The sequence below is a fragment of the Micromonospora noduli genome, from assembly GCF_003264365.1.
Classification (GTDB): Bacteria; Actinomycetota; Actinomycetes; order Mycobacteriales; family Micromonosporaceae; genus Micromonospora; species Micromonospora noduli.
This window is the reverse complement of record NZ_PYAK01000044.1, coordinates 25,748-49,641: the sequence shown is the minus strand read 5'-3', so window position 1 is coordinate 49,641 and position 23,894 is coordinate 25,748. Positions and strand designations below refer to the sequence as shown.

23 protein-coding genes are annotated in these 23,894 nt (G+C 67.8%); 10 read left to right on the top strand and 13 right to left on the bottom strand.

Annotated elements, in window-relative coordinates:
• Positions 1-337 (top strand): WYL domain-containing protein (locus GUI43_RS34705; RefSeq protein ID WP_249037846.1); only part of this gene is annotated, 337 nt, incomplete at its 5' end.
• A 24-nt stretch (positions 338-361) separates the two neighbouring features.
• Here GUI43_RS34705 and GUI43_RS25275 read toward each other — a convergent pair.
• Positions 362-598, bottom strand: coding sequence for a hypothetical protein (locus GUI43_RS25275; protein WP_091395293.1), 237 nt, complete (start codon positions 596-598; stop codon positions 362-364).
• Between the two features lie 96 nt (positions 599-694).
• Positions 695-1,573: a L,D-transpeptidase family protein gene (locus GUI43_RS25270; RefSeq protein WP_112602139.1), complete on the bottom strand. Its 879-nt coding sequence runs from the start codon at positions 1,571-1,573 to the stop codon at positions 695-697.
• 172 nt (positions 1,574-1,745) lie between these two features.
• On the opposite strand from GUI43_RS25270, the gene GUI43_RS25265 reads away from it, so the two are divergent.
• Positions 1,746-3,425, top strand: coding sequence for a DNA repair helicase XPB (locus GUI43_RS25265; RefSeq protein ID WP_112699948.1), 1,680 nt, complete (start codon positions 1,746-1,748; stop codon positions 3,423-3,425).
• A gap of 177 nt (positions 3,426-3,602) precedes the next feature.
• Here the strand turns inward: GUI43_RS25265 and GUI43_RS35175 are convergent, their stop codons facing one another.
• The 4 genes from GUI43_RS35175 to GUI43_RS25245 all read right to left on the bottom strand — a co-directional run bounded on the left by GUI43_RS35175 (position 3,603) and on the right by GUI43_RS25245 (position 7,416).
• A complete protein-coding gene (locus GUI43_RS35175; RefSeq protein ID WP_112699947.1) occupies positions 3,603-4,643 on the bottom strand; it encodes a HEPN domain-containing protein in 1,041 nt (346 codons plus the stop codon).
• Positions 4,644-4,651: 8 nt separating this feature from the next.
• Complete coding sequence (locus GUI43_RS25255) at positions 4,652-5,956, bottom strand: DUF262 domain-containing protein (RefSeq protein ID WP_211326759.1); 1,305 nt, start codon at positions 5,954-5,956, stop codon at positions 4,652-4,654.
• A 47-nt stretch (positions 5,957-6,003) separates the two neighbouring features.
• Complete coding sequence (locus GUI43_RS25250; RefSeq protein ID WP_211326758.1) at positions 6,004-7,137, bottom strand: DNA methyltransferase; 1,134 nt, start codon at positions 7,135-7,137, stop codon at positions 6,004-6,006.
• A gap of 72 nt (positions 7,138-7,209) precedes the next feature.
• On the bottom strand, positions 7,210-7,416 hold the full coding sequence (locus GUI43_RS25245; protein ID WP_112699945.1) for a winged helix-turn-helix domain-containing protein: 207 nt from the start codon (positions 7,414-7,416) through the stop codon (positions 7,210-7,212).
• A 487-nt stretch (positions 7,417-7,903) separates the two neighbouring features.
• Here GUI43_RS25245 and GUI43_RS25240 point away from each other — a divergent pair, with 487 nt between their 5' ends.
• Positions 7,904-8,161, top strand: coding sequence for a hypothetical protein (locus GUI43_RS25240; RefSeq protein WP_112699944.1), 258 nt, complete (start codon positions 7,904-7,906; stop codon positions 8,159-8,161).
• 10 nt (positions 8,162-8,171) lie between these two features.
• Here GUI43_RS25240 and GUI43_RS25235 read toward each other — a convergent pair whose 3' ends face one another.
• On the bottom strand, positions 8,172-8,744 hold the full coding sequence (locus GUI43_RS25235; protein ID WP_112699943.1) for a TetR/AcrR family transcriptional regulator: 573 nt from the start codon (positions 8,742-8,744) through the stop codon (positions 8,172-8,174).
• Between the two features lie 89 nt (positions 8,745-8,833).
• On the opposite strand from GUI43_RS25235, the gene GUI43_RS25230 reads away from it, so the two are divergent.
• Both GUI43_RS25230 and GUI43_RS25220 read left to right on the top strand, forming a co-directional pair.
• Positions 8,834-9,205: a DUF4267 domain-containing protein gene (locus GUI43_RS25230; RefSeq protein ID WP_112699942.1), complete on the top strand. Its 372-nt coding sequence runs from the start codon at positions 8,834-8,836 to the stop codon at positions 9,203-9,205.
• A gap of 551 nt (positions 9,206-9,756) precedes the next feature.
• A complete protein-coding gene (locus GUI43_RS25220) occupies positions 9,757-13,851 on the top strand; it encodes a P-loop NTPase family protein (RefSeq protein WP_146765953.1) in 4,095 nt (1,364 codons plus the stop codon).
• A gap of 83 nt (positions 13,852-13,934) precedes the next feature.
• Here GUI43_RS25220 and GUI43_RS25215 read toward each other — a convergent pair whose 3' ends face one another.
• The 3 genes from GUI43_RS25215 to GUI43_RS25205 form a co-directional block, all read right to left on the bottom strand.
• Positions 13,935-14,657 (bottom strand): hypothetical protein, encoded by a 723-nt coding sequence (locus GUI43_RS25215; protein WP_112699940.1) that lies wholly within the window; start codon positions 14,655-14,657, stop codon positions 13,935-13,937.
• Between the two features lie 159 nt (positions 14,658-14,816).
• The gene (locus tag GUI43_RS25210) at positions 14,817-15,779 is read right to left on the bottom strand and encodes a zinc metalloprotease (RefSeq protein ID WP_112699939.1); all 963 of its coding nucleotides are present in this window, start codon (positions 15,777-15,779) and stop codon (positions 14,817-14,819) included.
• Positions 15,780-15,938: 159 nt separating this feature from the next.
• Complete coding sequence (locus GUI43_RS25205) at positions 15,939-16,691, bottom strand: TIGR03089 family protein (protein WP_112699938.1); 753 nt, start codon at positions 16,689-16,691, stop codon at positions 15,939-15,941.
• 141 nt (positions 16,692-16,832) lie between these two features.
• Between GUI43_RS25205 and GUI43_RS25200 the strand changes: the two genes are divergently transcribed.
• A complete protein-coding gene (locus GUI43_RS25200) occupies positions 16,833-17,936 on the top strand; it encodes a hypothetical protein (RefSeq protein ID WP_112699937.1) in 1,104 nt (367 codons plus the stop codon).
• On the opposite strand, the gene GUI43_RS25195 is transcribed toward GUI43_RS25200, so the two are convergent.
• On the bottom strand, positions 17,899-18,267 hold the full coding sequence (locus tag GUI43_RS25195; protein WP_112585860.1) for a MerR family transcriptional regulator: 369 nt from the start codon (positions 18,265-18,267) through the stop codon (positions 17,899-17,901). The genes GUI43_RS25200 and GUI43_RS25195 overlap by 38 nt on opposite strands.
• A 58-nt stretch (positions 18,268-18,325) precedes the next feature.
• Here GUI43_RS25195 and GUI43_RS25190 point away from each other — a divergent pair, with 58 nt between their 5' ends.
• A complete protein-coding gene (locus tag GUI43_RS25190) occupies positions 18,326-19,225 on the top strand; it encodes an NAD(P)-dependent oxidoreductase (RefSeq protein WP_112699936.1) in 900 nt (299 codons plus the stop codon).
• 103 nt (positions 19,226-19,328) lie between these two features.
• On the opposite strand, the gene ligD (GUI43_RS25185) is transcribed toward GUI43_RS25190, so the two are convergent.
• Positions 19,329-20,240 carry a non-homologous end-joining DNA ligase gene (gene ligD, locus GUI43_RS25185; protein ID WP_112699935.1) on the bottom strand — a complete coding sequence of 304 codons (912 nt, stop codon included), beginning with the start codon at positions 20,238-20,240 and terminating at the stop codon, positions 19,329-19,331.
• On the bottom strand, positions 20,230-21,171 hold the full coding sequence (gene ligD, locus GUI43_RS25180) for a non-homologous end-joining DNA ligase (RefSeq protein ID WP_112602127.1): 942 nt from the start codon (positions 21,169-21,171) through the stop codon (positions 20,230-20,232). The genes ligD (GUI43_RS25185) and ligD (GUI43_RS25180) overlap by 11 nt, the downstream gene beginning before the upstream one ends.
• A gap of 85 nt (positions 21,172-21,256) precedes the next feature.
• Here ligD (GUI43_RS25180) and ku point away from each other — a divergent pair, with 85 nt between their 5' ends.
• The 3 genes from ku (at position 21,257) to GUI43_RS25165 (ending at position 23,816) form a co-directional block, all read left to right on the top strand.
• The gene (ku, locus tag GUI43_RS25175) at positions 21,257-22,285 is read left to right on the top strand and encodes a non-homologous end joining protein Ku (protein WP_112699934.1); all 1,029 of its coding nucleotides are present in this window, start codon (positions 21,257-21,259) and stop codon (positions 22,283-22,285) included.
• Positions 22,286-22,359: 74 nt separating this feature from the next.
• Positions 22,360-22,998, top strand: coding sequence for a DUF4241 domain-containing protein (locus tag GUI43_RS25170; protein WP_112699933.1), 639 nt, complete (start codon positions 22,360-22,362; stop codon positions 22,996-22,998).
• A gap of 146 nt (positions 22,999-23,144) precedes the next feature.
• Positions 23,145-23,816 carry an FKBP-type peptidyl-prolyl cis-trans isomerase gene (locus tag GUI43_RS25165; RefSeq protein ID WP_112585811.1) on the top strand — a complete coding sequence of 224 codons (672 nt, stop codon included), beginning with the start codon at positions 23,145-23,147 and terminating at the stop codon, positions 23,814-23,816.
• Positions 23,817-23,894: the final 78 nt, after the last annotated feature.

Sequence of the window (23,894 nt, the reverse complement as noted above, 5' to 3'; positions counted from 1 at the left end):
CGGTGCCCGGGTGAACCTGCCCGTCGGGGTGCTCTCCGGCGGTGAGCGGCTGCGCGCCACCCTCGCCTGTGTGCTCTTGCGCGGCGGTGCGCCGGGGCTGGGCGGCGGCCCGGTGCCGGCGCACACCCACAGCGAGGCCCTGGCGGTGCTCCAGCAGGCGGTCCGGGACAAGGCGCTGGTCTGGGTGGGTTACGTCGACGCGCACGGGGCGACGGCGTCACGCCTGCTCAAGCCGGTCTCGATCGGTGCCGGCTACCTGCGGGCCGAGGACGAACGGACCGAGATGCTGCACACGTTCGCGCTGCACCGGATCACCGCGGCGGTGGTGGCGGACTGACCTCCACCGCGCGGGCGCCGTCGGTCAGCGGCGGCTGCGGCGTACGGTGCCGACCACCGAGATGATCAGCAGCAGCGCGAAGCCTGCGCCGGCGGATTCCCCGACAGAGTCCACGAAGCCCTGTTGGAGCACCAGCCAGCCGAAGAGGAACCACCCGAGGAGGAGCGTCGCCGCGACGGCGTACGCGATCACCGTTGCTCGGGACACCTCGTCGGGTGGTGCGTGCTCGTGCTCCGCGATCACGTCACGGTCGACCGTCATGCCCAGCCTCCCCGCCGGTCCGGCACTGGACTCCAAGGGTGACACTCGTTAGTCCGGTCGGACAGGGGGTTACCGCCGCGATTCGTTCCGTGTCACTCAGGTGCCGGGACGCCGGCCGATCAGCACCACCCGGGTGCCGACCTTGCCGAGCTCCCACATCCGGACGGCGTCGGCGTGCAGCAGGTTGACGCACCCGTGCGAGCCGATCGACTTGTCGTGCAGGTAGGTGGTGGTCTCGTGGAAGCCCATCCCCTGGGTGAAGTGCTGCCAGTACGGCAGCCACACCTCGTACGGGTTGGACCACTCCTTGGGGTTGCGGTAGTTGACTGCGTACGTGCCGGCCGGGGTGCGGTAGCCGGACATGCCGGTGCGGGTCACCGTCGGTGCCATGATCACCTTGCCGCCGCGGAGCGCCCAGACGGTCTGCCGGGTCAGGTCCACGCAGAACGTGGTGCCGGTGCCGGCCTTGCAGCGGGTCGTGTCGGTGGTGGCGAGGCGCTGGGCCACGTCGAGGGTGGTGGGTCCGGCGCGACCCTCGACGGGGCGAATGCCGTACCTCTTCTGGAACTTCTTGATAGCCGCGCAGTCGGCGGCGGACTGCCGGCCGTCCACGGTCACCGCCCCGAACCCGCCCAACCGGGCCAGGTGGGTCTCCACCGCCCGCTGGTGCTGCCCCTGGGGGCAGCCGGCGACGGTCGGCGTACCGGTGCCGGGGGTTTTCGTGGGTGCCGGGCGGGTCGGCTTCGGCGTGGGTTTCCGGGAGGGTTTCGGGGTGGGCGAGGCCGGGGTGGGCCGGCCGTGCTGGTCGGGCCCGGGTGTGTCGCCCGCCCCCGTTGCCTGTTCCGCGGCACCGGCTGGGGCGGCTCCCCCGCCACCACTCCCGCCGGACTGCGGATCGAACGCGCACGCTCCCGCGCCGACCAGCACGACCACCACGAGGGCAACCAGCCGGGAAGTGATCCGGACATGCTTCATGTGCCCTCCCCAGACAGTCGTCCCTTTACTAGACGTTCGTGAGTGCCGTCACGGTTGCGCCCGGTGAGCATCTTTCTTCCGCCGTCCCGCATCGTGCAACACTGGATGGTCGGCCAGCAGCGGGTATGCGACCCGTTCGGGCCGGTCGGCCAACCGAGGAGAGGACGCTGGCGTGAGCGGTGGACCACTGATCGTGCAGTCGGACAAGACCCTGCTGCTGGAGATCGACCACCCCGACGCGCAGGCCTGCCGGATGGCGATCGCGCCGTTCGCGGAGCTGGAACGCTCGCCGGAGCACGTGCACACCTACCGGCTGACCCCGCTGGGTCTGTGGAACGCCCGCGCGGCGGGCCACGACGCCGAGGGTGTCGTGGATTCGCTGCTCAAGTACTCGCGTTACCCGGTGCCGCACGCGCTGCTGGTGGACGTGGCCGAGACGATGGACCGGTACGGCCGGCTTCAGCTCGCCAACGACCCGGCGTACGGGCTGGTGCTGCGCGCACTGGACCGGCTGGTGCTGATCGAGGTGGCCAAGAGCAAGAAGCTCGCCGGGATGCTCGGCGACAAGATCGACGACGACACCATCCGGGTGCACCCGTCCGAGCGTGGCCGGCTCAAGCAGGCGCTGCTCAAGCTGGGTTGGCCGGCGGAGGACCTGGCCGGTTACGTCGACGGTGAGGCGCACCCGATCGAGCTGGCCGAGGCCGGCAAGGACGGGCGCAAGCCGTGGACGCTGCGGTCGTACCAGCGGGAGGCCGTCGAGGCGTTCTGGGCCGGCGGGTCGGGTGTGGTGGTGCTGCCCTGCGGCGCCGGCAAGACCCTGGTCGGCGCGGCGGCGATGGCCGAGGCGAAGGCGACCACCCTGATCCTGGTCACCAACACGGTCGCCGGCCGGCAGTGGAAGCGGGAGTTGATCGCCCGTACCTCGCTGACCGAGGAGGAGATCGGCGAGTACTCCGGCGAGCGCAAGGAGATCCGCCCGGTCACCATCGCCACGTACCAGGTGCTCACCTCGCGGCGCGGCGGCGCGTTCACCCACCTGGACCTCTTCGGGGCCCGCGACTGGGGCCTGGTCGTCTACGACGAGGTGCACCTGCTGCCCGCGCCGATCTTCCGGTTCACCGCGGACCTCCAGGCCCGCCGCCGGCTGGGCCTGACTGCGACTCTGGTACGCGAGGACGGCCGCGAGGGTGACGTGTTCAGCCTGATCGGGCCCAAGCGGTACGACGCGCCGTGGAAGGACATCGAGTCGCAGGGCTGGATCGCACCGGCCGAGTGCACCGAGGTCCGGGTGACGCTGACCGACGCCGAGCGGATGTCGTACGCGACGGCGGAGGCGGAGGAGCGCTACCGGATGGCGGCGACCGCCCGCACCAAGCTGCCGGTGGTCAAGGCGCTGGTCGACCGGCACCCGGACGACCAGGTGCTGGTGATCGGGGCGTACATCGACCAGCTGCACCAGCTCGGCGAGTACCTCGACGCGCCGATCATCCAGGGCTCGACCACCAACAAGGAGCGGGAACGGCTGTTCGACGCGTTCCGCACCGGTGAGATCCGCACCCTGGTCATCTCCAAGGTCGGCAACTTCTCCATCGACCTGCCCGAGGCGGCGGTGGCGATCCAGGTGTCGGGGACGTTCGGGTCACGCCAGGAGGAGGCGCAGCGGCTCGGTCGGGTGCTCCGGCCGAAGGCCGACGGCCGGCAGGCGCACTTCTACACCGTGGTGTCCCGGGACACGATCGACACCGAGTACGCGGCACACCGGCAGCGCTTCCTCGCCGAGCAGGGCTACGCGTACACGATCGTCGACGCCGACGACGTCCTCGGCCCGAAGCTACCGACCGTTGACTAACCGAACCAGCCCATGTCACTCCGGACCCGCAGGTGTTGAGGCAGCGCGGCACTGAAATAGCTTCCGCCACGCTCGGACCTGATAGCGAACACCACCCAGCCAATAGGAAGTTCTAACCGTCGCTTTCATGCGGCGACTTAGGAGCAGGGCAGACCTAACGACCGAGCGGATTCGTTGTCAAATTGCCCCGAACGGCCCTTGGCTCCCAAAGATTCCGTCAGGAGGGGAGGCTAGATCAGAATTGGGAGATTGCCAAAGGTGGAGGACGCTAGCCTTTCTTGGGACCGCGAAGTTAAGGAGCAGGCCGGCTTCTTCTCCAGCGGGCGCTCCCGCTACCCGCTTGTCCGCAACTCGGACTTCCAGTACGTGCCCCCACCGCATCGACCTCATACTAGGTGCCAACACGCAGGCTCCCTCAGAAATCGATAGGTTAAGAGACGGAATAACAACTACCCTACGGTTCTGATAGTACTCGGACGGGGTGCCTAGGGGGGCGCTATCACCGTTCCTGATCGACGCGTCTAGAAGCGGGCCAGCGAGACTTGCGATTAGCCCCAATGCAATCGCTTCTACATAGCTAACTTTTGCTAGCAGATGCTCATAAGAAAGAATTTCGTCAGGGATTGCCCGATGCGCGACCTCGTTCCGCCGCTCGACTAAGTCATCCAGCTCGTTCTTGAGGACTCCCATCAGCGTGCTCTCGCTCACATCTGGTGTGAGTGACATCCACTTTCTAACCGAATCCGAGTCCCGGATCTTGCTCAGCAGGTCCGGGATCGCCCACTGGAAGAGTTCTACCAACGATTCCAGGCGAAGGTTCGAATTATGGAGGGCAATCAACTCAAGCCGCAAATCAATAGAAGAGGTCGACTCGTCCAGGCACGACGCAAGGCTCTTGGCAACGTCTAGCTCAGTCACATCCCGGTATCTTCCGACCCCGAGGCTCTGTCCCAATAAAGCTGAAGCGTTGCGAACATAACGGCGACGCAGGCCTGAAATTTGCTCTGCGGAGCAGTTGGTCGGTTCCGCTAGTAGCATCTGGCCAAATCGGAATGCGACTCTCTCAGCGAAGTTCTCAAAGGACGAATATAGGGCGGACACACATGCAATGTAGGCGAATCTACGCTGGTCCGAGCTTTGCCTCTGCTCAGAGCTACTCGCAAGAAATCGTCGAATTCGTCCGAGGTCGGTTGCCAATTCGTTATATTGTAAGATCATGAGGTGACCTAACTCGGGCTAGCGCTCAGAGCTGAACTTAATGCGTCGATGGCGTGCCGGTTGCGCCGATTCGCATCCGCCGTATTCGTCCTACGTCCGCCGAAGATAGCGGCGTGGTTATTGTACATATCGCTAATTGCTGATTGAACCGCCTCAGGATTGTCCAGCAGGGCAGATTTTTGTTCCCTATTTAACGCCGAGCTCGCATACATGAGTGCGTCGTAGGCAATCTTACTGAAGTGGCGCTTGCTTCCCTTAACTTGGAAGGCTGTTGCTCCACCAATTCGGTACCAGAAATCAATGTTGTCCAAGAAGAGCTGTTTGTACTCCGCCAGGGTCACTTTATCGAGCCTGTTCCCCCTCACCAGAAACTCATCCAAGAAGTCTGAGATGCGGTTCAACCCCTGAGAGAATTTAGAAAGGTGCCGGTAAGCGTAGAACCGGAGCACAATCTCTACATCTTCCATCGACTCGAACATTTTGCGGCCCATCCGCGTGACCTCAACGCCTTCTGAGTCCCGCTCAGACATGACCGGCTCCGAGTCGTCCGACTCCTCGGCGTCATCCACAGATGAAGCCTCAACATCGAGGGGGGTGCCTAGCATTATGCGCAGCTCGGTGGTTCGAGACAATTCGAGGCAGAGGTCATTCAGTGGACCGTTGTAGACCGCATTGCGCGTCTCCTGCCCACTGAGCCGTACGCCGCCCGAGTTCAGTCTCTCAAAGACTAACTTCTTCAAAAAAGCAGCCTGCTCTTCAGTGGCAGCAGTCTCGTTCAGCAGGATGATCGACGATAGATATCGCCGATCAATTCCATCGCGAATCGAACTAGGTAGTGTGGAGTAAGTTCGACCGTTGAGTTCCGGCCAGTGCTGGAGGCCCGTCAATTCGAGCGAATTGTCATAGAAATCCATCAACGCAGTTAACCGCTGACGGCCGTCCATCACCTCGAAGCGGGCCAACTCGTACTCGTAGAGAAAGACGGGAGGTACCGGAACGTTCATCAAGAAAGACTCGATAAGCCTCGATTTGCGTCCGTTGTCCCAACGATGACGACGTTGGTATTCAGGGTCCCTCTTATACTTGGCCTCCCTGTTACCGGACCCTGTTACGAAGGTGTCCGTGAACATAGCCAGAATCTGGTTCAGAGGGTAGCGAGCCTGCTCGACGACAATACGGACGCCTTCTTTAACGTACCGCGTATTTAGCTCCGCATCAGAGACGCGCGGCCACTCCACCGGCTTTAAAGCATCGATGGCCTCCCCTGGGAGCAAGGCGACCTGTAGCGCGATCCGACTTTCCCGAGAGTCCACCCGTTGGTCCTGTCCGTGAGTGCTTCATGCTGGCAATGTCTGCTCGTTCATCTGCGCTCGGGCCCGGCCAGTTCGGCAACAACGTCAATCTCATCTATGGCAGTTCCAGCCTTACCGAACTGCTCAGCCTGGCGGGCTCGTTTGGGCGAGATTCCAGCCGCGTGGACCTCCTTAACGTCCCATCCGGCATCAGCTTTAAGTATCGAAGAAATGATCATTTGCTCGGGATCGGTGCGCGCGGAAGGTATAGCGCCGAAACGGATCGCCAGCCGGGCGCCTTGATGACAACGGCGTGCAACTGCAGCCCAAACATCCGCTAGAGCCTGAACAAAAGCAGCTTGATTCGGCTGCCGGGCAATCTGCCCGGTAGTGTTATAAGGAATATCTGGAAGACCGCTAAGAAACCACGATCGCAGCCACTGATCGGGCACATAGGTACGCATGCCGTAGTAAGGCGGGGAGGTGACGACTAGATCGAACTTCTGACGCAATCCTTGGAGGGTCTCAACAGAATCACCATGGTATACATGACCACCCTGGGTGGTCGGGGTTGACTTCAGAAGCCGGTCGGCCCGCCGCGCGATGACATCCAAAGCAGGGATGCGCACCGGCTCCATTGCGCGCGTTTTCCAGAACTTCACTGCATATGCAGGCTTTGAAGCGTAGGTTCGCGGCATCTGATTTGATAGGTAGGACGGCAGGCCCTTATTACGAGGACCGTGCAAGATGCCTAGTAAAACTGCGCGCAACATTGCCGCCGTTGGCGAGTTCATCGTCATTAGACTCGTGCGCAGAGTAACAATTTCGCGAAGCGTTACACCTTCGTAGCACCATTGCCAAAACTCACCCTCAGGCACTTCTCCCTGGAGGCCGCCATCAAGAATTTTCTTAGCTAAACGAACCACTGCACCAGAGGTAACCTGGGTAATCTTCGCTTGCGCGATGGCAACGGCAACGGGATTGATATCTATTCCTACCGATGGCAGTCCTGCAAGTCGTGCAGCATAAAGTGTCGTACCTCTACCGCAAAAAGGGTCTAAAACGCGCGTTGCTTCGGGCTTCGCAGCGAGTTGCGAAAGCGGGAAGTCGAGCGGAAACATTGTGTAGTACGGGCATATAACATTCAGTCGCAGTGCGTCCTCGGGCCATTTTTGGGCATAGTCCGCCACCGTCGCGTTCACGTGCACGACTCTACAGGCGGCCGCAGCCGAGTAAAGAGGACGCCTTGCTCCGGGCAGCTTGGCAGGCCCGGATCAGCGGCGCACCTCAACGACGAAGACGCCGCGACCAGGACGGCCGACCAACACGCCCTGTTTCCGCAGCTTCGCCACCGCACGACTGATCGTGGACTGCGAGACGTCATACTCGTCTGCCAGTGCGCGCCCGGACGGGAGCTGGGACCCAGGCGGATAGGTCCTGTCCTTGATCTTCTTCAAGAGATCGTCGAGCAGCTCGTCCATTGTGGGCGGGATCGGCACCTGGAGCCCCTTGCAGTCGGTTGGCCCGCCCAGTATTGATCAGCCGTTCCGACGCAGGCAACGTATGTAGCACGAGTGACATAGGTGGGTAGATGACTCGGAGACGTTCTTGACATAGGTGGTTCAGTATCGGTAGCGTCGCTCTCGGTGATGCGATGCTGCTGCGGTCGGTTGGCGCCTCTCGTACTGGTCTCGCACCGCCGCCGAGATCCGACCCGTCGAGACTCCATACGCCGCGCTCCCCCGGCGCGGCCCTGCTGCCGTACCTCCGGAACGGCCGCGGGACGGGCGGTCTCCGCCGAGCGCAACCGGCGGAGACCGCCCTCCACGTCGATTCCATCCGACGGAGGGCAGTCACCGTGCGCAACCTGATCCTTCGGCTGGCGAGCCGACGCGACGAACCATGGCCGACGAGAAGGCGGGACGAGTCGCCGCGGCCAGGGCAGCTCCTCGAACGGCGCCGCTACCAATGAGCGACCGTTGGGTGATCCACCTGCCGATCACCGCACCTGACCTGCTGCGCGCCCGGATCTTCGCGCGTACCGCCGCTCGGGTGTTGGTCCGGCTCAGCGCGCGGGTCGAGCCGGGCGGGGTGACGGTCTCGGCGGAGGACCAGCAGGGCGTACGACATTGGGTTTTCTGTGATCGACCACTGCCCGGCGGCGCCCGGTGCGCCCTTCCCACCGACCACCTCGCGCCGTGCGCGCGACGACCAGGTCAGCCCTGACCGACGACGCTCACCGGGAGAAGCGGTCCACCAGCACCGCCAGCCGGCGGTCGTGGCCGGGGCGGCGGAGCCGGCCGCTGCGCATCAGCGTGACCAGCCCGTGCAGGCCGCTCCAGAACGTCTCGGTGAACGTCTCCAGGTCGTTGTCCCCGGCGACCGGGCGCACCGTCTCGGCCAGTTCGGCGAAGCCTCGGGCCAGGTCCGTCGGGACGTCCTGGGTGGCGAACGGCAGGTCCACGGCGAGGGTGAACATCGCGTCGTAGATCGCGGGACGTTGCTGGGCGAACGCGACGTATGCCGCCGCGACGTCGGCGACCGCCTGCCGGGGACTGGCGGCCGAGGTCCGGGCCGCGGCGAGGGCGTTGGCCAGTTCGGCGAAGCCCTCGACGGCCACCGCCGCCATGATGGCGTCCTTGCCCTTGAAGTGGCTGTAGAGGACGGGCTGGCTGTACTCGATCTCGGCGGCGAGCCGGCGGGTGGTCACCGCGTCCCAGCCTTCCGCCAACGCCAGGTCGCGTGCCGCGGCGATGATCGCCTGCTCCCGTTCCGCCCGCTCGCGCTCCCGGCGCCCCTGTGTCGACATGACAGCAATCCTAGCACCGCTAGCGTTCCTGTCGACGCTCTGCTAGCGTCGCTCTCACATCTAGCAGCGCTAGGAATTGGAGCAGACTCATGCTGGCACCCCTCGCCTACGGGCTCGCCGTCGTACTCAGCCTCTTCGTCGCCTTCATCGGCGCGCGGTTCCTGCTGGTGCCCCAGGCTGCGGCCGCCGGATACGGCGTGCCGGCCAGGCCGGACGGTGACCCCGCCTACCTGACGGTCAAGGGGCTGAAAGACCTCACCTTCGGGCTGCTCGGCCTCGCCCTGATCGCCTTCACGACCGCCGACGCGGTCGCGTGGTTCATGCTTGTCGTCGCGCTCGTCCCGCTGGGCGACACCCTCATCGTGCTGCGGAACGGCGGGACGAAGGCCGTCGCCTTCGGCATCCACTTCGCCACCGCCCTCGTCGTCCTCCTGAACGCCGCCCTGCTGTTCGCCCTGTAACCGACCCGGCCCCAAACCTGACCCCGCCCGTGTTGATCAAGAGGTTTCCGTCATCGATCGGCCTGCTGACGACGCAAACCTCTTGATCAACGCAGTCGGTGGCGGGTGCGCGTGGGACAGGCCCGTCGGATCCTGTCCATTTGATGTCGAGGAGCGCATGATGTGAGGGTGACTGCGCGGCGGGTAGCCCTCCTGGTGACGTGTCTGGTGGTAGGAGCGCTCGGAGCAACCTTCGCGTTGAACCAGTGGGACCAGGCAGATCGAATCGCTACCGTGGCGTCGGCCCTGGCCGCCGTAGCGGCGCTAGGTGTGGCGGTGTGGGCGGCGTTGCCGGGCAATAGCCCAGGCCACCGTGCCGGCAACACCGGCAGGGCCACCGCGCGTGGGCTGGGCAGCCGAGCGAACAGTGGGGTGACGGGCTCGTCCACGATCGCAGGGCCAGCAGTAGCGGATCGCACCGGTGACGCTCAGGCCAGCAATGGCGGCAGCGCCAACAGCGGCCTGAACCTTCACCCCTGACATCGAGGCCCTGCGCGGCGGAAGGGCTCGCGGTGAGCTTGAGACGATTGCCCGACGCATTGGCCCGCGAGACCGGCAACGCGACAGCTCACGGCGGCGGATTCGCCAACACCGGCGTGATCAAGGGGTCAGTCACCATCGCTTCGCGGCCTGTTGCCCGGTCGGCCTACCGCCAGCAGGTGCACCGCGTCGCCCCGTCGGATCTACTGGACCGGGAACAGGAACTGGCCGAGCTCACGGCGTTTTGCACGCTGCCTGATGCCGCCAACTACCGGTGGTGGCGTGCGGACGCGTGGGCTGGCAAGTCGGCGTTGATGTCCTGGTTCGTTCTGCACCCGCCGAACGGGATACGACTCGTCTCGTTCTTCATCACGGCCCGATGGGCCGGACAGAGCGACAGGGTCGCCTTCACGGACGTGGTCATCGAGCAACTGGCCGAACTGCTTGGTGAGCCCATGCCGGCCCACTACACGGACGCGACTCGCGACCAGAGCTTTCTCGATCTACTCGACCGTGCAGCCGAGGCCTGCCAGACACGAGGTGAGCGGCTGATCCTGCTCATCGACGGCTTGGATGAGGATCGCGGATCGGACGCCCACAGCATCGCCGCACTGCTGCCCGCAACGCCGCCGGCCGGAATGCGCATCGTCGTTTCTGGTCGGCCGAACCCCCCGATCCCCACCGACGTGCCGGACAGGCATCCGTTACGCGATCCCCGGATTGTTCGACTACTGAACAGATCGCCGCAGGCGGAGGTGAACAGGGCAGACATGCTGCGGGAGTTGGCCCGGCTGCTGTCGGGCGCTCCAGCCGAACAGGACCTGCTAGGTCTTCTCACGGCCGCCGGGGGCGGCCTCAGCGCCAACGACCTTGCCGAGTTGACCGGCTGGCCGGAATGGCAGGTTGCGGACCACCTCAGTACCGTCGCCGGTCGCTCGTTCACTCAACGTCCGAGCCGCTGGCAGCCCAACACGGGACCCGACTTGTACGTACTCGGTCACGAAGAACTGCAGAATGCCGCAGTCGAGCGCCTTGGCCAGGCGCGACTGCGGGGCTACCGGCAGCGTCTACACGTCTGGGCCGAGACCTTTCGCGAGCAACGATGGCCGGCCGGTACCCCCGAATATCTGCTGCGTGGCTACTACCGGATGCTGCTTGCCACCGGCGATGTATCCAGGATGATCGCCTGCGCCGTGGACCCTCACCGACACGACCGGATGCTCGACATCACCGGGGGCGACACTGCTGCCCTCACTGAAATCACCACCGCTCAGGACGTCATTCTCGCCCAGCCCGAGCCTGACCTGGTGGTCATGGCTCGCCTTGCGATTCACCGAGACAACCTCGCGGAACGCAACGCCACCATTCCGACCGTGCTACCCGCGGTCTGGGCATCCCTCGGCCAGCCTGTTCGGGCCGAGGCATTGGCACGCTCCATCGACCAACCCGGTCGGCGGGCGTTGGCGTTGGCTGACCTCGCGATGACGGTCGCCAACGATGGCGACATCGAGCGGGCTGGCGTGCTGGCCGACCGCGCCGAGGCGCTGATTCACTCCGTCGCTGATCCGCACCGGCGGGTGCAGGTATGGATCGCCCTGGCCGGGGCAGTTGCCCAGGCAGGCGACGCTGAGCGGGTTGGCAGGCTGGCTGACCGCGTCGAGGAGCTGGTTCGCGCGGCCGACCGCGCTGACTGGCAGGCGTGGGCGCTGACTGGCCTGGTCGTGGCGGTGGCCGGAGCAGGCGACACCGCGCGGGCTGGCGGGCTGGCTGACCGCGTCGAGGAGCTGGTTCGCGCGATTGACAGTGCGGAGAGGCGTGCGCGGGCGTTGGCCGGACTGGCGGCGGCAGTGGCAGCGGCGGGCGACAGTCATCGCTCCTACACCCTGGCCTGCTCGATTGGTCTACCTGAGCCGAGGGCGCGCGCATTGATCGCCGTGGTGAGGGCGGTGGCCGCAACGGGCGACGGCGAGCGGGCTGGTGCGTTGACTGATCAGGCCGAGGATCTGATTCGCTCGCTTCCTGATCCACACCAGCGGGCGCAGGTATGGATCGTCCTCGCCGGGGCAGTCGCCCAGGCAGGCGACGCCAAGCGGGCTGGGGCGCTGGTCGAGGGTGCTGGGAACCTGATTCATTCGATGGACCCGACTGACCGAGCGCAGGCGTTGATTGGCATGGTCGCGGCAGCTGGCGGAGCTTACGACTCCGAGCGGACGATTGTGCTGGCCGACCGGGCCGAGAGGGCAGTCAACTCGATGGTTCGCCCGGACAGAAAAGCGTGGGCGCTCAGTGAGTTGGCGAGGGCTGTCGCGGAGGCTGGCGACGCGGAGCGTGCCGTTGCGCTGGCTAACCACGCCGAGGAACTGGCTCGTTCGGTCAGCGACCCGGACCGGCGGGGGCGGACGTTGGCCGCTCTGGCCCCGGCGCTGGCTGCGGCCGGCGACTTCGATCGGGCAGAGACACTGGTGCGATCGATCAGCGGTGGAAGGCTGGAGGCAGAAGCCTGGGCATCCCTGGTGCGAGTGATGGCTGCGGCAGGCGAAATCGAGCGGGCCGAAGGGCTGGTGCGTTCGATCAGCGGCCGTGACCGCCAGGAGCGGGCACTATGTGCGCTCGCGCCGGCGATGGCCACGGCGGGCGACATTGAGCGGGCAGAGATGTTGGTCCGTTCGATCGCGAACCGCGACCGACAGGAGCAGGCGCTGTCTGCGCTGGTGCCGGCGATGGCCACAGCGGGCGACATTGAGCGGGCGGAGAGCCTGGCTGGTTCGATCACCAACCAGAGTTGCAGGGAGTGGGCCCTGAGCGCGCTTGTGCCGGCGATGGCCGCAGCGGGCGACATTGAGCGGGCAGAGATGTTGGCCCGCTCAATTGGTCGCCGTCAGGGGCGGGCCAGAGCGATGACCGCGATCGAGGAGACGGCGGCAGGCATGGCGGAGACCGCGGCCGCCGACGGCAACACGAAGCGGGCGGAGGCGATCATCCGATCGATCAGGAGCCCCGACCGGCAGGCGTCAGTGGTGACCGCTCTTGCCCGACGGATCGCTGCGGCTGGCCAGATCGAACAGGCAGAAGCGTTGGTGCGGTCCGTTCAGCGTCCCAAGCAGCAGGCCGAGGCGCTCAGCGCAATGGCGGAGGCGGTGGCTGCAGGGGGCGACGCGGAGCGAGCGGAAGCGTTGGTCTCGTCGATTGACCGCCTCGACTGGCAGTTGCCGGCGTTGGCGGCTCTGGTAACGACGGTCGCCAACGCTGGTGATCCAGAGAAGGCGGGCGCCCTGGCCGACCGGGCGGAAGAGTTGGCTCGGTCGATCAACCATCTGGACCGGCGTGCCCGGGCGATGGGCGTGCTGGTTGCGGCGGTTGCTGGGACCGGTGACATCGATCGGGCCACCAGGCTCGCCCAAATGATCGACAACCCGGAGAGCCGGGCGAGAGCCTGGACCGCAATCGTGATGTCGACGGCCGGGGCAGGGCGGACCGAGCCCGTCCGGGCGCTTGCTCACCGGGCCGAGGAGCTGGTCCACCTCATTGAACGTCCGGACAGCCGGGCGCGGGCGTTGGCACGGCTGGCAGTGGCAATGGCGGTGGTCGGCGACGCTGAGCGGGCCCGTGCGCTGGCCGACCAAGCCGAGGAAACGGTTCGTTCAATCAGCAACCGGGACCAGCGTGCACAGGTCTCCTTCACGCTCGCGGAGATGGTTGTGGCAGGCGGCAAGGTCGAGTGGGCGCAGAAGCTGGTCCGTTCGAATGGTCGCCCGGATCTGCAGGCGTCCATCTTGGCCGCGTTGGCAAGGACGGCGATGGAAGCCGGGAACGTCGAGTCGGCCAAGGAGTTGGCCCAGTCGATACGGAATCAGGAGCGGCAGGCGTCGGTGCTGACCGGGCTCGCCAAGACAGCGATGGCCAGCGGCGACACCGAGAGTGCCGAGAAATTGGCCCGCTCGATCGGAAATTCGGAGCGACAGGCAGCGGCGCTGGCCACGTTGGCAGAAATGGACCCTGCCCGTGGACGGATGCTCATCGTGTGGGCGTTCCGTCTAGGAAGCTGGACTACTCCGTTGAGGGCTCTGGTTCACGTCCAGCCAGCTGCACTGACGGCGATCGCTGACGAATTCCTGGACCTCGCCTGAAGGACCAGAAGTGGCGCCGAGCCCAAGTCACCACAAGGAGCGGACGCGAGTCGATCAAGGTGGAAGGCGTGCGGCGGGACGCGCTACGACGTGGGGGGTGGGCAGCGGTCGGGGAGGGTGACCTCGCCGGGGCGGTGCTCGAAGGTGTCCATGGTGAACCATTCGTCCAGCTCCGGGTCGAAGAGGTTCTGCAGACCGAACTGCAACACCTGCCACCACCGGCTCGGGTCGTGCTGGTCAACGTAGATGTCGCCGAGCGCGATCGGGAACCGGAAGAACTCCCCCGGCACTGTGGAACCGCCGACGACCCCCACCCGCCAGTGGTCCACGTGCCTGTCCTTCTCACCTTGCAGGATCTCCGGCCCCACGTAGCGAGCGGTCTTCAACTTGTCGTTGAAGATCTGCCGGTTGAAGAACCCCGGGATTTTGCTGCACGCGCGGGGCGGAAACAGCGGAATGTTCGGCCACCTGTAGGTGAGCGTGTAGAGCGTGTTCTCGTAGATCAGGTTCGTGAACCAGATCGGATGGTCCGGGCCGCCAGCGGTCATCTGGCTGTTGCCGTCGCGGCCCTGCCAGGAGAACGGCACGTCGATGCCGAGGTCCCGCACGATGTACCGGCCGGTGCCCTGAAAGTCGGCGGGGAGCAGCGGTGGGCGCGGCTCGCGCGGCTCGGGAACTGTCGGGTTGTCGGCCTGGGCCGCGCGGGGCGGTGGCGCTGCCGCCGGGCCGGGCGCGACCACACCGAGGGCGAACAGTCCACCGGCGACCACCGCCACCAGTGTCCGACGTGTACGCCCCGACGCCATGTGTCCTCCGCCGATGAAAGTGCCAGATGCCTTCGGCGAAGCGTAGGAGCAGGCAGAACGTGAGGATCGGCGGAACGAGCGGGCTCCACCGGAAGGGTGAAGCGATCGGGGCCGGCGGTTCGCCGCAGAGCGACCCGCCGGCCCCCGACCTCCAGTGGGCTATCCGGCCCCGCCGGCGCGGAACGCCACCCAGGCGTCGCTCATCCGGTCGGCCTGCCCGGCGGTGAACATGTTCATGCAGGAGTCCTGCGTGTAGTCCATGAAGTTGTGGATCGGGTCGAGCCCGGGCGCGGTGCAGGAGTCCGCGCCCACCGGGCAGTCGAACTGCGGCGCCGCCTCGCGCGGGGTGTCCGCGACGAAGTCGCCGGAGGCGGAGCAGCCGTGCGCGAAGGTGTGCTCCAGCATCAGCCAGTGCCCGACCTCGTGCGTCAGCGTGTCACCCAGGGCGTACTTGCCGGCCGTACCGCCCGGCATCGACTCGTCGAGCATCACCACGCCGTCGATGTAGTCGCGCCCGTTGTTGTAGCCCTTCGGGAAGTACGCCCAGCCGAGCAGCCCGCCGCCGATGTTGGCCGCGTACACGTTCAGGGTCTCCGAGTCGCCGGTGTACAGCGCCTTCTTCATGTCCCGCTCGTTCTTGCCCGGCACGACCGTGTACCAGGCGCTGTTCACCGTCCACGTCGTGTCGACGAGCGAGAACCGGAACGGAGTGTTGGCGGCGTCTCCAGCCGTGCGGCCCGCGAACGAGTCGTTGAGCACCGTCATCTGCGCGGCGATCAGGGTGTTCCACCTGGTCGTCTCGGCTGCGGTGAGCGGATGGTCGGAGATCATGTGGAAGACCGTCGGCACTGTGACACTGCCGTTCGGCAGGCGCGGCGCGTCCTTGATCACGCCGTAGGCGTTGGCTTCGTTAGTGGAGTACAGCTCCGGTTCCTGGGCGGTGGCGCCCTCGGCCAGTCGGGCGGCGCTGTGCGCGTCGGCGCCTGGCTCACACGCGGTGACGCCCGAGGAGGCGGTCGCTGGCGCGGCCGTGGCGAGCGCCCCGGAGGCACCGCCGGACGCCAGGAACGTCGCGGCGGTGGCGGTGAGGACCGCCAGTCGGAAGGTTTGTCTTCTGCGCATCGGTGCACCTTTCGATGAGGGAGGCGGTGCGGGGTCGATGACGTCGCTGTTCGGGTATGAGAACACGCCGACGGCATCGACAAAAGACCCTCTGAACAGGGCAGATGGCGATGTAACGGAACCGGACCGACCAGCGCTGTTTGGGCGCTCCGGCGGAGGTCAGAGAACCCGGGTCACCTGTTCGGCGGCGACCACCGCGTCCCGCCGCGCCGGGTCAAGGTTGGCGCTGATGACCACTGACGCGCCGGCCGAGAGCGGCGCGAGCAACCACTTCAGCGGCTGCTCGGTCTCGGCGGCGTCGACCAGCAGCCGGTCGCCGGCGCGCAGGTCCAGCATCGTGGCGAACTCCTGGGCGAGCGCACCCCACTGACCGTAGGTGGTGCCGTCCGCCGTGGCCGGGTCGGACGGGTGGATGGCGGTGTGGTCGGGCGCGCCGTCGCCGTGCCGAAGCACCTCGGCGGACCAGTCCAACCAGCCCAACGGCACGTCGTCCAGCCGCCCCGGCCCGGTGCCGACGAGATAGCGGTGCGGCGCGTCCGGCACGTCCTCCAGCCAGTCGTCCTGCCGCTCCGGCGTCACGAAGACCGCATCGAACGGCCGGTCGCCGCCCGGTTCGAGCACCGCCAGGCCCGCGGTGGCGCGCGGTCGGAACGACACCGCCAGGCCCGAGGCCCAGGCGCCCAACAACACCGCTGCGGTACGCCAGTGCGGCGGCAGCAGGACCGCTACGCGGCTGCCGGGGCCGAGACCGCAGCCGTCCCGCAGCAGGCTCGCGCTGCGTGCCGCCCACTGGCCGACCTGCTGTGCGGTCAGGTCGACGCGCTCGCCGGTCGCCTCGTCGCGGTAGCTGAGCAGCGGACGCTCGGCCTCGACGGGCCGGGCCGCCAGGTCGGCCGTGACGGTTGGCTGCATCTCCACGCTCCCCGGGTCGACGTCGGCACCACAGTACTCAACGACTTTGGTCGCACCGGTCGTCGGCCGATGGCCGTATCGGCTGACCGGGTGGCCCGCGCACGGTGCAGGGAACCCCCGAAACGCCGCCGAGGAGCGCCCATGCCGACCGGACCCGAACCCGTCACCGCCGACCCTCCCGCCGCCCGTCTGCCTCTGCGCCGACGGCTTCTGCCGGTCATCGCGTTGCTGCTGCTCGCGCCGTGGGCGGCCGAGTGCTCGTGGGGTGGCTTCGCCATCGACGATTTCCTCCCGGTGCTGATCTTCCTGGGCCCGATGTACGGCGGCGCGGCGATCCTCATCCGGGAGACCGCCCGGCACCTCGGCGCGGGCTGGCCGACCATAGTGCTGCTCGCCGCCGCGTTCGGCGTACTCCAGGCCGGGCTGGTCGACCAGTCGTTGTTCAACCCCGACTTCCTCGACGACACCCAGTACGCCGACACCCGTGCCGCCGCCGAGGCGACGCTGGTGCCGGGGCTCGAATTCAGCCTCCGGCAGGCGTTCGACTACGTGGGCAACCACATCGTGCTGACCATCTGCGCGCCGATCGTGCTCATCGAGTCGTTCCTCGGGCCGGAGCGGCGGCTGCGGCCCTGGCTGAGCCGGCCCGGGTTGGTGGTGGTCGCCGTGGTCTACCTGCTCGGCAGCCTGCTGGTCTTCACCTCCTCGGAGGGCCGGAAGAATTTCCTGGCCAGCCCGCTTCAGCTCGCCTTCGCCGGCACGGTGATCATCGTCCTCATCGGTGCCGCTCTGCTTCCCTGCTGGCGGAAGCCACGGCCGCGGCCCACCGATCCGTCGAGCGTCGGGGCGACCCGGCGCTCCCGTAGGGCACCCCACCCGCTCTGGGTGGGTCTGCTGGTCGTCGTCGTCCGCTTCGGCGCTGACCTGACACCTGGTTGGCCGGGGGTGGCCATCGCGCTGACGCTCGCCGCCGCCGCCGGAGGGCTGATCGCGTACTGGTCGTCGCGCAGCGGTTGGGGGGAGCGGCACGTGCTCGTTGCGGGCACTGCGGGCCTGGTCACCGCCGCGGCGTTCGCGTACCTGGTGCCGCCGTACTCCCCGGCGAGCCCGGCGGCGGCCCTGGCCGGCGACATCGCGGTCAGCGTCGTCACCGTGGCCCTGGTGGGTGGCGCCTGGTGGCGGCTGGCCGCGCCTCACCGGACGGTGATCAGGGCTGGTCGCGGGCCCCAGAGCCGGCCTGGATGAGCCGGTCCAGGACAGCACGAGCGGCGGCGAGCCGGTCGATGGACGTGGTGATCCGGTTGCGCTCCACCGCGAGCGCGTCGAGGAGTTCGGGGCAGGTGGGGGCCAGCACGGTCACGTCATCGGGGATGCAGGGAAGGATCTCGGCGATCGCCGTGGTGTTCAAACCGGCGGACAGCAACAGTTGGATGTGCCGCACCGTGCCCACCGCCTGCGGCTCGTAGTGGCGGTAGCCGCTCGCGAGACGGGCCGGTCGCAACAGCCCCTGCTCCTCGTAGTAGCGCAGGGCCCGTGGGGTGGTGCCGGCCTGCCGCGCCAGTTCACTGATCCGCACACCCAGAGCAGACCAGCGCTTGACCTTCACGTCAACGGCAAGGTTTAGCGTCGTCGCTGTGACTCACCGCAATCATGAGGACAACCAGTCCGCCACCGTCGCCGTCCTGGGGCTCGGCCCGATGGGTCGGGCGCTGGCCGCCGCGTCGCTCGCCGCCGGTCACCCCACCGTGGTCTGGAACCGCACACCCGGCCGGGCGGCCGCGCTCGTGGCCGCCGGAGCGGTGCTCGCTCCGACGGTGGCCGATGCGGCACGCCGGGCATCGGTCGTCATCGCCTGCGTCATCAACTACCGGGCAGCTCGCGCCGTCCTGTCGGGCCTCGAAAGCCCGCCGAGAGGACCACTCGTCAACCTCGGCAGCGGGCATGCAGCCGAGGCGCGGGGCATGGCGACCTGGGCCGCTCAGCGGGGCATCAACTACCTGGACGGTGCCATCCTGACGCCCGCGCCAACCATCGGGACTCCGGCCGCGACGATTCTCTACAGCGGTCCGCGGGCCCTCTTCGACGACAGCCTTCCGTCGTTGGAGAGCTTCGGCGGCTCCAGCGTCTACCTCGGTTCGGACGCCGGCACGGCAGCAGCGTACGAAATGGCGTTGCTCGACCTGTTCACCATGTCCGTCGGCGGACTCGCGCACGCCTTCGCCCTGGCCCGCACCGAGGGCATCCCGCCGGCCGCGTTCGCCCGTTTCGCCAGAGGAATCGGTGGCCTGTTGCCCGACATGGCCGACCGGTTCGCCGAGCAACTCACGTCCGGAACCTTCACCGCCGACGTTTCCAGCATCGCGTCGGCGGGCTCGGCGGTCACCCACGTCGTCGACGCCGCCGCCGCGCGCGGCGTCGAGACCGCACCGCTGCGTGCCGTGCAATCGATCATCGACCGGGCCGTCGCGGCAGGCCACGGCGGCGACAGCTACGCCCGGCTCGCCGAATCGCTCGTGCCAGCCGATCAGGCGTAGGACGAGTAATTCCCAACCCTGGCTGGGGCGGTGGGCAGCCAAAGCGGATGGCCAGCGCCCTTCGCCGCAACCCCAGCCCCGTCTTGAGTCAGGACTTACTCGTTCAGTCCGGCAGTTCGGGCCCACCGTCGAGCAGTGCGGCCAGCAGGTCCCCGTCCTCCTCGACCCGGGCCAGGACCTCGGCGGCGGTGAACTGGCGGACGGCCGGCTTTCGGCCCCGCGCGCCGGCCTCGACCTCGTCCCAGGTCAGCGGCGTCGACACCGACGGCACCGACTGGGCCCGCAGCGAGTACGGCGCGACTGTGGTCTTCGCCGCGTTGTTCTGGCTCCAGTCGATGAAGACCTTGCCCGGTCGGAGGTTCTTCGCCATCTTCGACACGATCAGCTTCGGGTGGGCCTTCTCCAACTCCTGGGCGATCCGCCGGGCGTAGTCGGAGACGAGGTCGGACGGCTGGGTGCCGGCGATCGGGCAGCAGAGCTGCATGCCCTTCTTGCCGGAGGTCTTCGGGTACGACTCGATGCCGTCGTCCGCGAGCCGGTCGCGCATCAGCACCGCCACCGGGCAGCACTCGGCGAGCCCGGCCGGCGGCCCCGGGTCCAGGTCGACGACCATCATGTCCGGGTGTTCGCCGACCTTCCACTGCGGTGTGTGCAGCTCCAACGCGGCCAGGTTGGCCAGCCAGACCAGGGTGGGCAGGTCGTCGGCGACCACGTAGTCGATCGTCTCCCGGCCCTTCGTCGACCCGGGCGCCGGCAGGTTTTCCACCCGCACCCAGTCCGGGGTCGCGGCAGGCGTGTTCTTCTCGAAGAACGACTTGTCGTCCACCCCGTTGGGGAAGCGGATCCGGGTGAGCGGTCGGTCGCGCAGGTGCGGCAGCAGCACCGGGGAGATCCGGGTGTAGTAGTCGATCACCTCGCCCTTGGTGAACCCGGCCGCCGGGTAGAGCACCTTGTCCAGGTTGGACAGCTCCAGCGCGCGACCCTCGACGTCCACCCGTAGCCGTTCACCCGGCATCGTCGACCTCCTCCGGAGGCTTGTCCGGGCGCAACCTCAGCACCCGGGGGAAGCGCAGCCGGCCGTCGGGGGTGCGCTGGCCGTACTTCACCTCCACCACCACCTGGGGTGTTACCCAGATGGCACCCCGCGCATCCTCGCGCGGCACACCCGGCGCGAACGGTGACACACCGGAGCGCAGCGGCTCCAGCTCGGCGAGGAGCTGCCGCTCGATGGCCGCGCCGATCCCGCCGCCGACCCGACCCCGGTAGATCAGTCGGCCGTCCGGGCCGGGCACCCCGACCAGCAGCCCGCCGATCCGGCGGGCTCCCGGCCGCCAACCGCCGATGACGAAGTCACCGGTCACCTCCAGCTTGACCTTCACCCAGTCCGGCGAGCGCACCCCCGGGCGGTAGACGGCCCCGATCCGCTTGGCCATCACCCCCTCCAAACCGTGCTCTCCGGCCGCCTCGTAGGTGGCCGGCCCGTCGGCGAACATCGGCGGCACCGCCCACCGGAGGCCACCGAGCGCAAGCGCGTCGAGGGCCTCCCGGCGGCGCTCGTACGGCCAGCCGGTCAGGTCGTCGCCGTTGAGCCGGAGCAGGTCGAAGATCATGTACGTCACCGGCATGACCGCCGCCAACCGGGCCGCCTTGGCCCGGTCCCGGACGTGCATCCGCTCGGCCAGCGCGGTGAACGACGGCTGCCCGCCCTGGCCGAGCAGCACCACCTCACCGTCGAGCAGCGCGTCGTCGACCTGCTCGGGCAGGGTGGCCAACTCCGGGTACGCGGCGGTGATCTCCACGCCGGAACGGGCATACAGGTGCTGACCGCCACCTGAGATGTCGGCCAGAGCGCGGACGCCGTCCCACTTGAACTCGTAGGCCCAGCCGTCACCCGCCGGGAGCGGCCCGGTCATCGCGAGCATCGGCTTGAGCGGCGCGCCGGGCACGACCCGACTGTAGTAGCAGCCCGAACACCTCGCGTCCGGTTCTTTCGGATGCGAGCATGGTCGATACCGGGGAAGGGAGCGCAGGATGCGTGCCATCTGGAAGGGAGCCGTGTCGTTCGGGCTCGTCTCGATCGGGGTGAAGCTCTACTCCGCGACCGAGGAGAAGGACATTCGGTTCCACCAGGTGCACCGCGAGGACGGCGGCCGGATCCGCTACAAGCGCACCTGCTCGGTCTGCGGCGAAGAGGTCACCTACGACGACATCGCCAAGGGCTACGACATCGGCGGCGGCGAAATGGTGATCCTCACCGACGAGGACTTCGCCGACCTGCCGCTGACCAGCTCCCGTGCCATCGACGTGCTGGAGTTCGTGCCGGCCGAACAGGTCGACCCGATCCTCTACAACAAGGCGTACTTTCTCGAGCCGGAGGGCGCGGCGACCAAGCCGTACGTGCTGCTGCGCGACGCGCTCATCGACTCGGAGCGGGTGGCCATCGTCAAGGTGGCGCTGCGCCAGCGGGAGCAGCTGGCCACGCTGCGGGTCCGCGAGGGTGTGCTGCTGCTCAACACCATGCTCTGGCCGGACGAGATCCGTACCCCGGACTTCGGTTTCCTCGACGAGGACCTCAAGGTGCGCCCGCCGGAGCTGGCCATGGCCAGCTCACTGATCGACTCGATGACCGGCGAGTTCGAGCCGGACGTCTTCACCGACGACTACCGGGCCGCGTTGCAGGAGGTCATCGACGCCAAGGTGGAGGGTCGGGAGGTCGTCCAGCCCGAGGAGGTCGAGGAGGCACCGGCCGCGGCGGTGGACCTGATGGCGGCGTTGAAGGCCTCGGTGGAGCGCGCCAAGGCGGCTCGCGGCGAGCAGCCGGCCCGCGGCGGCGGTGGCGGCGGCGAGCCGACGCCCATCTCGTCGGCCCGGTCGGCGCAGAAGGCAGCCGAGAAGAAGGCGGCCAAGGCACCCGCGAAGAAGACCGCGGCGAAGAAGACGGCCGAGAAGAAGACGGCCGAGCCCGCGAAGAAGACCGCCGCCAAGAAGACCGCCGCGAAGAAGGCGGAGCCGGCGAAGAAGACCGCCGCGCGCAAGACCGCACCCCGCAAGAGCGCCTGACCGTACGGCAGCGGCGGCGGTGTCCGCCTCGCCGGGTACGCTCCGCCGGCCGCTGGCGACCGGAGGAGCCCCCCATGCCGTACACCCCTGATCTGGACCGGTTACTGACACCCGGCGCCCGCTTCACCGACCAGCACGGCGGATACCTGATCGAGGCCCACCCGGCGGGCGACGTCGTGCTGCCCACCGGCCAGGTGGTCGGGTGTGACCCGCTGGTCTGCCCGGAGGCCGAGCCGTTCACGGTCACGGTGCCGCCGGGGCGGTATGCCGCCCGCGCCTGGGTGGCCGTGGTGCTCCGGGAGGACGCCGAGGTGGACCGGCGGATGGCCGCGTTTCAGCTGGTGATCTCCGATGAGCCGACCACCCACTGGGAGCCGGCCGTCGCGGGCGACCAGGACGTCGCCACGCTCGGCGCGGACGACTACTTCGGCTACGGGGTGGACGCCGGCGTCGGCACCCTCGCCGACCCGACCGCGCTCGCCGTCCTGGAGAGCTGGGACTCCGACCGGGTCGAGGAGGTCTTCATCCCGACCGAGCTGCCCTCGTCCCCGGTCCCGGGGCTGATCAGCGCCGTGTTGGACGAGGCCAGCGGCGCCAACGTCGTCACCGTGTCCACGGGCTGGGGCGACGGCTGCTACGGCACCTGGATCGGCCGTGCCGCCGACGGCCGGGTCACCTCCTTCGTGACCGACTTCATGGTCGTCCCGGAATAACCGCCCGGGAAAGCCCCGGAACTGTCGCACTGGGCGATCCGAGGCGTCCGCGGCGGGCACGGTAGGCCGCGGTGCGGGTACCGTGTGCGTCGGCTTTCCCCCCGGCACCGGGTGCCGGCCACACTTCGCAGCAGGGAGTCGACGACGTGAGCGAGCGGACGCAGCAGACGGGCCCGGACCAGAGCCCGGCAACCAAGTCGGGGCGCCGCCTGGCCGCCCAGTTGGCGGAGAAGAAGGCCGCCGACGCGAGGCGCAAGCGCAACGCGTGGGCCAGCGGCCTCGCCGCCGTCGCCGTGGTCGGGGTGCTGATCGGCGTCTTCGTGACGATCGGTGGGGGCGACGACAAGCCCAAGACCCAGGCCGACGCGACCCCGTCCGCCTCCGCCCCAGCCCCCGACGAGGCCGGCGCGCCCCCCGCTCCGCAGCTGCCCGAGGGCGCCGACCCGGCGCTGGGCACCAAGCCGGCGGTGACACCGGGCACTGGCGACCTCAAGAAGCTCACTGTCACCCCGCTGATCAAGGGCAAGGGCCCGGCCGTGCAGAAGGGCCAGAACATCACCACCAACTACGTGGGGGTGTTCTACAAGGACGGCAAGGAGTTCGACTCCTCCTGGAAGGCCGGGCAGCCGGCCACCTTCCCGATCGGCGTCGGCCAGGTCATCCCCGGCTGGGACCAGGGTCTGGTCGGCGTGACAGTGGGCAGCCGGGTGCAGCTCGACATCCCGGGCGAGCTGGCGTACGGCAACGACGAGGCCGCCGCCGGTGGACGTCCGACCGGGCCGCTGCGCTTCGTGGTGGACGTGCTCGCCGCCCAGTGACCTGTCCGGGTCGTCCCGGTTGTCGCCGGGACGCGATGGAGTTGTTCACATGGGGCTTCCGGCCCGTCACCCTGCGGC